General features: G+C 39.9%; 15 protein-coding genes. 12 read left to right on the top strand and 3 right to left on the bottom strand.

The annotated features are described in order from the left end of the window. Positions 1 to 519: 519 nt before the first annotated feature. From flgN to flgA, 3 genes are all read right to left on the bottom strand, one after another. On the bottom strand, positions 520 to 951 hold the full coding sequence (gene flgN / locus ATS74_RS09105) for a flagellar protein FlgN (RefSeq protein ID WP_058548583.1): 432 nt from the start codon (positions 949 to 951) through the stop codon (positions 520 to 522). Beyond that, positions 944 to 1264 (bottom strand): flagellar biosynthesis anti-sigma factor FlgM, encoded by a 321-nt coding sequence (gene flgM / locus ATS74_RS09100; protein WP_058548582.1) that lies wholly within the window; start codon positions 1262 to 1264, stop codon positions 944 to 946. Before flgM ends, flgN begins: the two co-directional genes overlap by 8 nt. Before the next feature lie 76 nt (positions 1265 to 1340). Then, positions 1341 to 2048: a flagellar basal body P-ring formation chaperone FlgA gene (flgA, locus tag ATS74_RS09095; protein ID WP_058548581.1), complete on the bottom strand. Its 708-nt coding sequence runs from the start codon at positions 2046 to 2048 to the stop codon at positions 1341 to 1343. A 140-nt stretch (positions 2049 to 2188) separates the two neighbouring features. Between flgA and ATS74_RS09090 the strand changes: the two genes are divergently transcribed. The 12 genes from ATS74_RS09090 (at position 2189) to flgK (ending at position 13727) form a co-directional block, all read left to right on the top strand. Continuing rightward, a complete protein-coding gene (locus tag ATS74_RS09090) occupies positions 2189 to 3124 on the top strand; it encodes a chemotaxis protein (RefSeq protein ID WP_058548580.1) in 936 nt (311 codons plus the stop codon). Positions 3125 to 3141: 17 nt separating this feature from the next. Next, positions 3142 to 3972 (top strand): CheR family methyltransferase, encoded by an 831-nt coding sequence (locus tag ATS74_RS09085; RefSeq protein WP_058548579.1) that lies wholly within the window; start codon positions 3142 to 3144, stop codon positions 3970 to 3972. A 145-nt stretch (positions 3973 to 4117) separates the two neighbouring features. Next, a complete protein-coding gene (flgB, locus tag ATS74_RS09080; protein WP_058548578.1) occupies positions 4118 to 4525 on the top strand; it encodes a flagellar basal body rod protein FlgB in 408 nt (135 codons plus the stop codon). Between the two features lie 5 nt (positions 4526 to 4530). Further along, a complete protein-coding gene (flgC, locus tag ATS74_RS09075) occupies positions 4531 to 4962 on the top strand; it encodes a flagellar basal body rod protein FlgC (protein WP_058548577.1) in 432 nt (143 codons plus the stop codon). A gap of 13 nt (positions 4963 to 4975) precedes the next feature. Beyond that, positions 4976 to 5656, top strand: a complete 681-nt coding sequence (locus tag ATS74_RS09070; protein ID WP_058548576.1) for a flagellar hook assembly protein FlgD — start codon at positions 4976 to 4978, stop codon at positions 5654 to 5656. A 59-nt stretch (positions 5657 to 5715) separates the two neighbouring features. Continuing rightward, on the top strand, positions 5716 to 7086 hold the full coding sequence (gene flgE / locus ATS74_RS09065) for a flagellar hook protein FlgE (protein WP_058548575.1): 1371 nt from the start codon (positions 5716 to 5718) through the stop codon (positions 7084 to 7086). Positions 7087 to 7228: 142 nt separating this feature from the next. Continuing rightward, a complete protein-coding gene (locus tag ATS74_RS09060) occupies positions 7229 to 7972 on the top strand; it encodes a flagellar basal body rod protein FlgF (protein ID WP_058548574.1) in 744 nt (247 codons plus the stop codon). A gap of 21 nt (positions 7973 to 7993) precedes the next feature. Further along, positions 7994 to 8782, top strand: coding sequence for a flagellar basal-body rod protein FlgG (flgG, locus tag ATS74_RS09055; protein ID WP_002959420.1), 789 nt, complete (start codon positions 7994 to 7996; stop codon positions 8780 to 8782). Positions 8783 to 8799: 17 nt separating this feature from the next. Continuing rightward, positions 8800 to 9483, top strand: a complete 684-nt coding sequence (gene flgH / locus ATS74_RS09050) for a flagellar basal body L-ring protein FlgH (protein WP_058548573.1) — start codon at positions 8800 to 8802, stop codon at positions 9481 to 9483. An 11-nt stretch (positions 9484 to 9494) separates the two neighbouring features. Continuing rightward, positions 9495 to 10589, top strand: coding sequence for a flagellar basal body P-ring protein FlgI (locus ATS74_RS09045; RefSeq protein WP_058548572.1), 1095 nt, complete (start codon positions 9495 to 9497; stop codon positions 10587 to 10589). Between the two features lie 134 nt (positions 10590 to 10723). After that, positions 10724 to 11716 (top strand): flagellar assembly peptidoglycan hydrolase FlgJ, encoded by a 993-nt coding sequence (gene flgJ / locus ATS74_RS09040; protein ID WP_058548571.1) that lies wholly within the window; start codon positions 10724 to 10726, stop codon positions 11714 to 11716. A 1-nt stretch (position 11717) separates the two neighbouring features. Then, positions 11718 to 13727, top strand: a complete 2010-nt coding sequence (flgK, locus tag ATS74_RS09035; RefSeq protein ID WP_058548570.1) for a flagellar hook-associated protein FlgK — start codon at positions 11718 to 11720, stop codon at positions 13725 to 13727. Position 13728: the final 1 nt, after the last annotated feature.

Below are 13728 nucleotides of genomic sequence, written 5' to 3'. Positions count from 1 at the left end.
AGTAACAAAGAGTTTATCGCCCCTAGGCAGAACCCGAAGGGCAGTGCATGTTTAGCATTTATGCTGCGTTATCGCCTATTTATGGGGAGTAACCACACTTCATAGGCTCTGCCTTGCCTAAAAACCAAACATACTGCTGCAAATTCAACCATCAAAGATCAACACGCCCTAATGTTTGATAAAGCGATTTATTTATACCAACTCCATTAAATATGTGTTCTAAATTTCACGCCGAAAAACAATTCAGTTCTAGGCGTAAATTGATGTAAATGGTTGTTCCCTTTACGAAATTTACAACAAAGAAATGGGTTGTTTTAGCAAGTAAAATAGAACAGCTATTTATTGGCGTTGGTATTACAGGTTCAAAGTGATTGTAAGTATGTTAGTACGGAAGGTAGCAAGTTCAGATTGGTTTATTATTCAAAGCGCAGCTTACTAAGCTATCTATATTTAAAAGGCCCTTATTGAAAATATTCAATAAGGGCCTTTTAACAAAATATGGCTATAAATAAAGTATGGTTAGGCTTTTAAGTTACGGACTAACTTGTTATCAGTATTCACTACGCTACCGCCTTGATCGTAAGTCATGCTGGTTGGTGCGCCAATTAAAATCTCTTTAAGTTGTTTAACACTTAAATGAGCTTGGCGAGCTGCATGTGAATTAACTTTATTTTGCTTTTGGCATTGTGCTAATTGTGATTTAACTTGGTCAACAAGCTCATTCACTTCAGGAGAATTCTCATCATTAGCGACAAAAAGTTTGTTTAACTCTTTATCGAGCTTAGTTAGCTTGGTTAAAAAAGGCATTTTTTGTTGGGCAAGCTCTTTTAAACCTTCACCTCTTCGAGATGCTATAACTGTAAGCTCTTCGTTTAACAGCGCGTGTAATGAGTCTAAGCAATCTACTTGCTCATTTAATTTTACGCAAATTAAACCGTTATGATTAGCCATAAACGTTAAACTCAAAGTCTGCTAAGTTTTTTGTTAGCTTTTCAGCATCAATTTGGTATTTACCTTCGGTAATTGCTTTTTTAAGTTCAGCTACTTTTTCACTGTCAAAACCAGGCGACTGTTGCGCTTTATCTTGCAATGTTTTTAATTGTTGTGCCTGTGGCGTCAAGCTTACAGAATCACTCGCAGCTTTTGGAGATTGCGACTGTGCAGCTTGTGTATTTGCATTATCTTTTTTTAAATCAACTTGTTGTTGCTTTGCGTTTGTAAGCGCATTCGTTTGTTGATTACTACCATTAACTTGACTGACCATAATAATAAACCTGTATATTACCCAACTAATGCCTAGTTATCGGCATATACGTAGGATACTTTAGTATAAATCTAAATTAAATGTTTACTTGAACAGACTCTACACCATCTACTCGAGCATTTAAAATTTTACCTGATTTTTTGTTTTTAATCTGAACCTGTTCGCCTAAAGTACCATCTTCAAGGGCTATGCCCGTGGTTTTAATTCTAAGGCCTCTGAGGTTTGCGTAAATATTAACAGAATCTCCCTTACATACCATGCAAATTTGATTAAGTAGTACTGGCATACCACTTCTAATGTTCCGTTTACTTCTGCTACCAATCAACATATCAGGGTTATCTAAGTATTGGACTCTCACAAAGTGCGAAGGCTTCATTTGTATACTTAAATGTGACTTAGTAATTACTTCACCACGAGCTAGGTTTGCATTCGCAACTACTACTGGGGCCATTTCGACAACTCTTACATGTACGTATTGCGCCCACGCTTGCTCATCTTGGCACTTAGCCTGAATAGTGACCTGCCTATTAAAAGGAGGCTCACTAGCAGACGTTAGCTCAAGGGGGGATTTACAGATGCGATCAGGTATGCGGCTATCAAGTGGTAGGGCACTTAATTGAGTTTTATCACTATCATTTGTGTTTATTTGATTAGCTACGTAACTAACGGCTATCTCTTGTAATAAATCTTTGCTAAACACTTTTGCATGCAAAGGTGTTGCTAAGCAGAGGCTGGCAACAAAATAAAAAACACTGTATCTTCTGACTTTTTTTAACAAACTCATAATGTTTCGACTATGCTTATGGTTTCAAACAGGGTATAAATATTTTGCGTCAAAACTTAGACGCTCCCGCGATGTTATGTAGCTTTATAATTAGAAAGCAATTATCGTTCCGCATTATTTGTTTTCTTTAGGAGATTTGAATGGCAGGCATTTTAGACTCAGTAAACCAACGCACACAGTTGGTTGGGCAGAACCGCCTAGAATTACTTTTATTTAAGCTCAGAGGGCGTCAGCGTTTTGGTATTAACGTATTTAAAGTAAGAGAGGTACTACAATGTCCGCCTCTTACTAGTATGCCTAAATCGAATGCGTACATTCGTGGTGTAGCGCATATTCGTGGCCAAACTATTTCAGTTATAGATTTATCGATGGCTGTAGGCGGGCGTCCAATAGAAAACATTAAAGACAGTTTTATTATCATTGCTGAATATAACCGTTCTGTTCAAGGGTTTTTAGTGGGTGGTGTAGAGCGAATAGTAAATATGAATTGGGAAAAAATAATGCCGCCTCCATCAGGAGCTGGGCGATATTCATATTTAACCGCTGTGACCGAAATCGAAAATGAATTAGTAGAAATTCTTGATGTAGAAAAAATTCTTAACGAAATTTGCCCAGTAAATACAGAAGTGAGCGCTGAAGTAGCTGCCGGTGGTGATATCCAAAAAGATTTAGGCGAGCGTATCGTATTTATTGCTGATGACTCTGCCGTTGCTCGTAACCAAGTAAAGCGTGCTCTTGAACCACTAGGTGTACAAACTGAGCTTGCTAAAAATGGTAAAGAAGCACTAATCAGACTTAAAGAAATAGCCGAGCTTGATTGTAAAAACGATATTACAGAAAGAGTAGGTTTATTAATATCAGATGTTGAAATGCCTGAAATGGACGGCTATACATTAACTGCAGAAATAAAAGCAGATCCAAAATTAGCGCCATTGCACGTTATTTTACACACATCTTTAAGTGGTGTATTTAACCAAGCAATGATCGAAAAAGTAGGCGCAGATGATTTTATTGCTAAATTTAACCCTGATGAATTAGCTACAGCGGTTAAAAAATGGGTTCATAGTGACGAATAATTATAGGTGTTATTAATTTGAATAATAAAGATTTGCAGCAAAGTGAATACGATCAGTTCCGTTCGTTTTTAGAGCAGCAATGTGGCATTGTTTTAGGTGAAAACAAGCAGTATTTAGTTAAAAGCCGACTTGCTCCATTAATGGCTCGATTTAATGTGGAATCTTTATCGCAACTAGTCAGTAAAACACTTGGGCCACATGAGCGGCAATTAAGAGCCGCAGTTGTTGATGCAATGACCACAAACGAAACGTTATGGTTTAGAGATCAATACCCATTTGAGCTTTTACAAAATAGATTATTCCCTGAATTTAAAGATCTAAGGAGGCCATTGAAAATTTGGTCTGCGGCAAGTTCATCAGGGCAAGAGCCATACTCTATTGCTATGTCTGTTGCGGAGTTTCAGGCAAAGCAGCCTGGAGTACTGCGCATGGGAGCGCAAATTACCGGTACTGATATATCTAATACCATGCTCGATATGTGTAAAAATGCAGAGTACGATTCACTTGCGTTAGCAAGAGGTTTGTCTGCAGAGCGTCGTAAAAAGTTCTTCAAAGATAGTGGTAATGGTATGGCTCAAGTTAACGATTCGGTAAAAAAACAAGTTAACTTTAGGCACTTAAACCTACTTGATTCTTATGCACTTATGGGTAAGTTTGATATTATTTTTTGTCGAAATGTACTTATTTATTTTGCACCAGAAGTAAAAGCAAAAATTATTAGTCAATTTGCTCAAGCCTTAAATCCTAAAGGGTATCTATTTTTAGGTGCTTCGGAATCGATGACTGGCTTAAGTAATGAATTTGATATGGTACGGTGCAACCCTGGTATCATTTACCAAAAGAAATAATTAAGTTAATTCCTTCCTTTTTAACGACGCTATTTGCGTCGTTTTTCATTTAAAAACATAGCTCTATAAAAATAACATAACTTCTAAGATTAATGGCTTATTTTTTGCTTTAACCATAGGTAAGTCAATTTTTTGGAGAAGGGTTATGGCTATCAGTTTTGATAAAGCTTTGGGTGTGCATCCGCAAGCCATGTTGATCCGTTCACAGCGAGCAGAGTTACTTGCCACTAATATAGCGAACGCTGATACGCCTGGCTATAAAGCAAAAGATATCGATTTTGCCTCAGCATTAAAAGCGGCAAGGTCAACCCAACAAAGCGGCAATTCAATGGTTACAACAGATGCAAATCACATTGCCGGTGGTACTAGAAGTGTAGGTGGTTCTGAATTATTTCGTATGCCAAATCAAACAGATACAGGTGATGGTAACTCGGTTGATATACAGGTGGAACGAAACTTGTATACACAGAATGCGATGGAGTATCAGGCCAGCTTGCAATTTTTAAGCGGCAGATTTAAAGGTCTGAACAAAGCCCTCGGTAGTCAAGGATAAAAATTATGAGTTTATATAATGTATTTGATATTTCAGCTAGTGGTATGAGCGCACAAAATGTTCGCCTAAATACTACCGCAAGTAATATCTCTAATGCTAATACGATTAGTTCATCTCAAGACCAAACTTACCGAGCGCGCCAGCCTGTATTTGCAGCAGAACTGACTAAAGCGTCAGCATCGGCTAGTAATCCTCAGGGCTCCGCTGTTGGTGTTAAAGTTTTGGGAATTGTTGAAAGTGACAAGCCATTACAGATTGAATATAACCCAAATCACCCGAGCGCGGATGAAAACGGCTATATCTATAAACCCAACGTTAATGTTGTTGAGGAGATGGCAAATATGATCTCAGCCTCTCGCTCTTATCAAACAAACGTGCAAGTTGCAGATGCAGCTAAGCAAATGTTAAGCAAAACGCTGTTACTTGGGCAGCGATAACCGAGGGTAGGTTATGAGTAACGATATTAGTACCAGTTCATCCTATTTAGACTCTATTACTTGGCAAGACACCCAAGTAGCAACAGCTGATGAGGAAAGTGACGCGTTAACGCAAGAAGACTTTTTCTCTTTGTTAACTCAGCAATTATCGTATCAAGATCCCAGTAACCCTGCGGATAATGATCAAATGATTGCACAAATGACTAATTTTACGATGGCGCAAGGCATTACTGATTTAAACACAAACTTTGAATCTTTAGCTTCATCAATGACTTCTAACTCTGCTTTGCAAGCTTCAACACTTGTAGGTAAGCAGGCGCTATTAGAATCTAACAGTTTAGATTTAAACGAAACAGGTGATGCTAAAGGGTCTGCAGTTGCAGAAGCCGCGGTTGATAATTTAAAAATTAAGGTAACTGATGCGTCAGGTCAATTAGTGAAAACAATTGATATGGGCTCTCAGCCTGCTGGAGCGGTTCGTTTTACTTGGGATGGTACCAACGAAGACGGTGAGCGCTTACCTGAAGGTGAATACACTGTATCAGCTGAAGGAAGTACCGACGGTGAATTTTCAAGCTTACCAATAGCGACATTTAAGAACATTGAAAGCGTTAATATAAATGGCTCAAGCGGCATTATTATTAACACTAAAGAAGGCGCGGTTAGACTGACAGATGTTGCAGAAATCGCATAATAAAATTTAGTATTTTTTGCCTGCCAGCAGGCCACATATTTAAAGGTTAGAGGTGAATTATGAGCTTCAATATTGCATTAACCGGCCTTGCTGCCGCACAAAAAGATTTAGACGTAACAGCAAATAATATTGCAAACGTTAATACAACGGGCTTTAAAGAGTCACGTGCTGAGTTTGCTGATGTATATGCATCATCAGTATTTAGTGCAGGTAAAACTAAAAATGGTGATGGTGTACAAACCACTATGGTTGCACAACAGTTTCATCAGGGGTCGTTACAGTTTACTAATAACTCATTAGACTTAGCGATTACGGGTGAAGGTTATTTTGCAATGACTGATGATATTTCATCGCAAGATTTAACATACACACGTGCGGGTGCATTTAAGCTTAACCAAGATAATTTTATGGTAGATGCTAAAGGTAATTATTTACAAGCCTTTCCAGTTGATTCATCAACAGGTGATACTACCTCTGTGAGTTTAAGTACAACTAACCCAGTACAAATTCCGGATTCGTCGGGTTCTCCTCGAGCAACAGAAAATGTATATCTATCTTTTAACTTGGATGCAACTGCAGATCCAACGGGTATAGATTTTGACCCTACATCAAATGGTACGTACAACTCTTCAACATCAACAACTGTATATGATTCATTAGGTGAGCCACATATTTTACAATACTTCTTTGTTAAAGAAGAAGATGCGGCTTCTGGTGGCACAGACAACAGCTGGGAAGTATATGCCACTCTTGATGGTAAAGTAGTTGATGGTACAACGGGCGCAGAACAAACTACAACGCCATATACACCTATCACTACACTAGGTTTCGACTCAAGCGGTTTGCCGTCTACAACAGACGGTGTAGCGAACACGAACTTAACAACGTTTGACGAAATAAACCTACCAGCAGGTGCAGGCACTGGGCTATCTACCATGCTTGATAACGGTGCAACATTTCCTAGCACAGGTATTGAGCTGAACTGGCGTGATGAAAATAACACAGCTGGTCGTATTCCTACTCAGTACTCGAGTGGTTTTGAAGTAAAAGCACTTGATCAAGATGGCTCAACAGTAGGTCGTTTAGCGGGGATCGATATTGGCACCGATGGTAAACTTGTTGCTTCATACAGTAATGGCGATTCAACTTACCTAGGTCAAGTTGCTATGGTTCGCTTCCCTAATTCACAAGGTTTATCGCAAGTAGGCGATACAAGTTGGAAGCAAAGTATTGACTCTGGAGAGCCTGTTGCAGGTGAAGCAGGATCAGGTACTTTTGGTAGTATTAACTCCTCTGCACTTGAGCAATCAAATACAAATTTGACAAACGAACTTGTAGATTTGATTACAGCCCAACGAAATTATCAGGCCAACTCACGTGCGCTTGAAGTTAACTCAACCATTCAGCAAAGCATTTTGCAGATTCGATAAGTTAAATTTAATTCAAATAGGCTGCATTTTTGCAGCCTTTTTTATGATCTCCTGTATAAAACCTTCCTGTTTATTGCGTCAATTTTAATCTGGCATCTATTTTGCATTTATCAACTCAGAGATTTTTATGTGAGTCGATACTATGGACAAAATGGTCTACATTGCCGCCTCTGGCGCTAAGCAAAGCCTGCAGGGGCTTGCGCTTAAAGCCAATAATTTGGCGAATGCAAATACAACTGGCTTTAAAGCTGACTTTGCTCAGGCGCGCTCTATGCAAGCGTTTGGCGAAGGTTTGCCGACACGTGTATTTTCAATGCAAGAGCGCCCAGGCTCAAACATGGTATCGGGTGGCATAATACAAACCGGACGCGATTTAGATATTGCGATGAGCGATAACGCTTGGCTTGCAGTACAAGATGCATCGGGCAACGAAGCTTACACAAAAGTAGGTACGCTTAATATCACAGCGCAAGGCATGTTAGTAACAAGTCATGGTCGTCAAGTAATTGGCGAGGGTGGCCCTGTTATTTTACCTGTACCGGTCGAAAAAATTGGTTTTAGTGAAGATGGTGCCATTCAAGTACGCCCGCAGGGTGCACCGGCTAACTTCTTAGAAGAAGTGGACACGCTAAGAGTTGTAGAAGCTAACAGCTCGCAACTTGAAAAAGGTAACGATGGTTTATTTAGGCCTGTAGTAGGGCAAGCTGTTGATACCTCTGCAAATGTAAAAGTATTAAGTGGTTCGCTTGAAATGTCTAATGTGAACCCTGTTCACGAAATGGTCGACATGATAAGTCACCAGCGTCAATTTGAATTACAAGTAAAACTAATGAAAACAGCTGAAGAAATTGACGAACGTCAAGATCAGCTCATGCGCATAGTTTAACTTTAAAATGAGGGCATAATTATGAATCCAGCATTGTGGATCAGTAAAACAGGGCTAGACGCTCAACAAACCGATATATCGGTTATTTCAAATAACCTAGCGAATGCCAGCACTGTAGGTTACAAAAAAAGCCGCGCTATATTTGAAGACTTACTCTATCAAAATATTAATCAGCCGGGTGGTCGTTCATCGCAAGATACCGAAATGCCGTCAGGTTTAATGTTAGGTGCGGGTGCTAAGGTGGTTGCCAACCAAAAAGAGTTTACTCAAGGTAATATGTTAACTACCGAGAACTCTTTAGATTGGATGATTTCTGGCGAAGGCTTTTTTGAAGTACTTCAGCCAGATGGCAATATTGCCTACTCACGCAATGGCCAATTTACAACAGATGGCGATGGACGAATTGTAACCTCTGGAGCTGGCTACGTAATTCAGCCAGAGATGAATGTACCAGATGACGCACAATCAATAACCGTTTCACAAGATGGTGAAGTATCGGTACGTGTTGCAGGTCAAGCCGATAATGTGGTTATTGGGCAGTTAACAATTAGTGATTTTATTAATCCATCAGGCCTTGAGCCAATTGGACAAAATCTTTATACCGAAACGGCTGTAAGTGGTGCACCGGTACAAGGTAACCCAGGAGTTGAAGGACTTGGAAGTATTATTCAAGGTTCGCTTGAAACATCAAACGTAAATGTAACTGAAGAGCTGGTTAATCTAATTGAAACGCAGCGTATTTACGAGATGAACTCAAAGGTTATCTCGGCCGTTGACGAAATGATGAGTTACATTAATCAACAGCTTTAAAGAGTAAGGGGACTTTTATGCGTAAAACTTTATTTATTTCAGCAGGTGCTTTATTTTTAAGTGGCTGTATGTCTACGCAAAATAGTGAAGTAGTACAAGACGATCCGTACTATGCACCTATGTACCCAGAGCCTGTTGTAGAGCCCCTGGTAGCAACTGGGTCTTTATTTAATACTCATACTTCTAACGATTTATATTCAGACAAAAAAGCACTACGTACTGGCGATATAATTACGGTTAAACTTGAAGAGTCTACCCAAGCGACTAAAGCCGCTAAAACAGAAACAGATAAAGAAACTGACGCAAGCCTCGACCCTGTTATCGGCTTAGGTGGTTTACCTGTAAATATTGGTGGCGATAGTATTCAGTTTGGTATTGGCAGCGATTCATCGTTTACGGGTGATTCTAAATCAAACCAATCTAATAGTTTAGTAGGCGATATTTCGGTAAATGTTATGCGTGTTTTACCAAATGGTAATTTAGTTATTCGCGGCGAAAAATGGCTAACCTTAAATACCGGTGAAGAATTTATTAGGCTCGAAGGCTTAGTTCGCCCGCAAGATGTAAGTGCTGATAACACAGTAGAGTCAAACCGCATTGCAAATGCTCGTATTCAGTACTCGGGTAAAGGTCAAACACAAGAATCGCAAAGTCCAGGTTGGCTTACACGCTTCTTTAGCAGTTCGCTGTTTCCATTTTAGAGGGTAGCAACATGAAGAGCCTAAAAGCTTTATGTTTAGTCGTTTTACTAAGCTTGCATTTTACTGCGAGCGCCGAGCGCATTAAAGACGTGTCTATGGTCGAAGGCGTAAGGTCTAATCAATTAGTTGGTTATGGTTTAGTTGTTGGCCTACCTGGCACTGGAGAGCAAAACTCATATACGCAACAAAGCTTCAGAGGCATGCTAAATAGTTTTGGTATTACGCTTCCTTCTACGCAAAGTCCTAAAATTAAAAATGTAGCTGCAGTAGCTGTTCATGCTGAGTTACCCGCTTTTAGAAAACCAGGGCAAACAATTGACATCACTGTTTCGTCTATTGGTAGTGCAGGGAGTTTACGTGGTGGTACTTTGCTGCAAACCTTTTTAAAAGGGGTAGATGGCAACGTGTACGCAATTGCTCAAGGTAGTTTAATTGTCGGTGGTTTAGGTGCCCAAGGGCTTGATGGCAGTAAAGTTGTTATTAATACACCTACAGTTGGCAGAGTGCCAAATGGTGCTACTGTAGAGCGCGCCGTAGAAAGCCCGTTTATGCAAGGTGATTACATTACTTTTAATTTAAATCGCCCAGACTTCACAACTGCTAAACGCTTAGAAAAAACGATTAACGATTTAGTGGGCCCTAATAGCGCACAAGCACTTGATGCTGCTTCTATAAGAGTTTTAGCGCCACGGGATGCCTCGCAGCGTGTGTCTTACTTATCTACGCTTGAAAACCTTGAGTTTAAACCCGCTGATACAGCAGCAAAAATTATTGTTAATTCGCGAACAGGTACCATTGTTATTGGTAAAAACGTAAAGCTTCAGCCAGCGGCAATTACGCATGGTGGCTTAACTGTAACAATTGCAGAGCAACAAAATGTCTCTCAACCAAATCCGCTAGCAAACGGCGATACTGTTGTCACGCAGCAAAGTATTATTGATGTTAACCAAGATGATTCTCGTGCGTTTGTTTTTAATCCTGGCGTTAGTCTTGACGATTTAGTGCGTGCAATAAACGAAGTAGGTGCAGCGCCTGGCGATTTAATGGCTATTTTAGAAGCCCTAAAAGAAGCGGGTGCCATTAACGGTCAGCTTGTTGTTATTTAATTAGTTACAGGTTGTTACTCCTTCCAAACAAAGCTTAAGTATACAAAAGGGACTTAAGCTTTTTATTGTTTCCCCTTCTTTGGCTCAATTTTTGCATTTGTTAAAGCATTATTCATTTTTGTGTCAAAAAGCTGATGGAAACAAATCACCTCGATAAGCAAAACTTTTTTGATTTAAGTAATTTAAATACATTACGTCAAGACGCTTTAAACAGCGGTGATGCATCAACTGATGCCTCAAAAGCTGCGCTTAAAAAAGCGGCTGCACAATTTGAAGCTATTTTTACGCAAATGCTGCTAAAAGGAATGCGCAAAGCAAATGAAGCTTTCGAAGACGAAGACAGTCCTTTTAATTCAAGTGGTGTAAAGTTTTTTGAAGAAATGCACGATCAGCAGCTTTCCTCTGAGCTGTCATCAAACGGCTCTCTAGGTTTAGCTGATTTAATAGTGCAGCAGCTTTCGCCAGAAGCAGATAACTTTATGCCCGGTTCAGTGTTAAGAACAACAAATGACTTTTTTAGTGACAAGCGTGCTGGGTCAACACTTGCGCATGAAAAAAACGAGCAACAAGCAGCTGCTATTGATAGTACTCAAGCCAATATTAATGAGCCTAAAGCGAGTAGTACTAATTTTGAAACAGCAGAGCAGTTTGTAAGTTCAGTGTGGGAACACGCTAAAACTGCAGCACAAAAAATTGGCTTAAACCCAGCTGTAATGGTTGCTCAGGCCGCCCTTGAAACGGGTTGGGGTAAGCACATCATTAGTAAAAGTGATGGTGGCAGTTCAAATAACTTATTTAATATTAAGTCAGATAAAAGCTGGGAAGGCGACAAAGCAAGTAAAGTAACACTTGAGTTTGAGCAAGGTACAGCTGTTAAAAAACAAGCAAGCTTTAGAGCCTACGATTCTATTAAAGATAGCGTAAACGACTTTGTTGATTTTTTAACGCAAAACCCACGTTACGAAGAAGCACTACAAAATACCGCAAAGCCAAATGAATTTTTAGATTCACTACAAAAAGCAGGCTACGCAACCGATCCTAATTACGCGAGTAAAATTAAAAAAGTGCTAAATAGCAGTGAGCTTAAAAATATTGCAACAAGCGCGTTTGCCCAAGGAGTGAAGTAATATGTCGTTTAGTTTATTAAATATTGCCAGTGCTGGGGTACGTTCAAGCTCTGAGCTTTTGCAAACGACCAGTAAAAATATCACCAATGTAAATACTGAGGGCTACGTACGTGAGCGAACTGAATTTACCACTATGGTTGATAATCAAGTAGGGCGGGGCGAAACATATAGGCTTTTGAACGAGTTTGCCCAATCGCAATTAAATCGCGATACCTCTAATAAATCATTTTTTGATCAGTTTGTTACTGAGGCAAACCGTGTAGATACCATTTTTTCTGAAGAATCTAATAATTTATCAACCGGTATCAATTCGCTTTTCAACAACGTGCAAGAGGCATTAAACCAGCCTTCTTCATCTGTTGCTCGCTCATTGGTAATGACTGATGCGCAAAGCCTAGTTGATCAAATGGATAGACTTTCAGGCATAGTGCTTGAGCAGCAAAGCATAGTGAACGAACAACTCGAGATTTTTTCTGATGAGGCTAATTCATTAATTCAAAATATTAATACGCTAAACCAAGAAATAGCGGTAGTAAACGGAACAAATAACGCATCAGACGCAAGCTCTATTTACAATCAACGAGATTTAGCAATTCGTGAGCTATCAGAATTAGTTGATATAGAAACTCTTGATGGCCCAAATGGCGAAAAGCTTGTATTTATGGGCACTGGCGAGTCTTTAGTTATGGAGAACGGTACTTTTAACTTGTTTTCACTGTCGGGCGACCCTGATCCTAATTTTAAAGAACTCACACTTGACGTAAATGGCGGCAAAGCTGTGCCGCTAGAAATAGATTCAAGTAAATTAAAAGGCAAAATTGGCGGCTTACTCGCATTTAGAGATGACATCTTAGTGCCAGCACAAAACCAAATAGGCCAAATGGGGTTGGCAATTGCCGATGCGTTTAACGAACAAAATAAATTGGGTATGGATGCTAATGGCGAGTTAGGCGGTGATATATTTAATATACCTACTGTCGGTGCTTATGCGTATAAAGATAATAGCGGTGGTGTTACTAATATGACAGCCACAGTAGAACCCGGCAAAGGCAGTGAATTACCGGCTAGTGACTTTATTATTACCTACACCGCCAATGCTGATGAAGTAAGTATTCAACCCATCGACAATAAAGGTGAACCAGTAGGTAGCGCCTCTTTAGCTACTTTACCAGCATCAGGCGTTATTAACTCTGATGACATTACAAGTGGAGAGTCATTTGGTTTACAAATTAACGTTTCAGGGAGTGGTGTTGAAGGCGATCAGTTTCAAATAAAATTAAACTCAGAAGCCGCTACCAGCATTACACTTGCTACCAGTCGCGGTGAAGACCTAGCGCTTGCTTCACCAATTCGTACAGCAAATAGTATCGACAATACAAGTACAGCAACTATTTCAGCAGGAGAGGTAACAAGTGTTACCTCCGGTGGTTTTACTTCGGCGCCAGGCTTAACAAACGGTGATATAACCTTAGTTAAAACAGGCACTGCAAACGAATACCAAATTACAGATGCAAGTGGTACTTCAACATTTACTATTACGCCTCCGGCTGAAGGTATGCTCGCCCAAGCAGGCGCACCTTTTGATAGCTACGGCTTTGACTTTGACATTGAAGGCACGCCAGCCACTGGAGACACGTTTACTCTTGAATTTAATGAAGGCGGCTTTGATGATAACCGTAATGGTTTAAAGCTAGCTGATTTACAAAATGGCGAATTAGTTCGTAAAAATGTAGTAACTACAGCTACAGCCGACAATCACGACACATTTAATCAAGCCTATTCAGGCTTAGTGAGCGATATAGGTGTAGTAACCGGCCAAGCAATTACCAGTGCAAGTGCATTTGATGCACTAGCTCAGCAATCAGAGGCGTGGTATGAGTCGCTCTCGGGTGTAAACCTAGATGAAGAGGCCGCTAATTTACTGCGTTTTCAGCAATCATATTCAGCATCAGCGCAAGTATTGGCTGCAGCTCAAGAAATTTTTGACACCTTATTAAGTGCGGCGAGGTAAT

Origin of the sequence: Pseudoalteromonas sp. H103, assembly GCF_001469205.1 — a bacterium.
GTDB lineage: Bacteria > Pseudomonadota > Gammaproteobacteria > Enterobacterales > Alteromonadaceae > Pseudoalteromonas > Pseudoalteromonas carrageenovora.
This window is presented reverse-complemented; position numbering and strand designations above follow the sequence as displayed.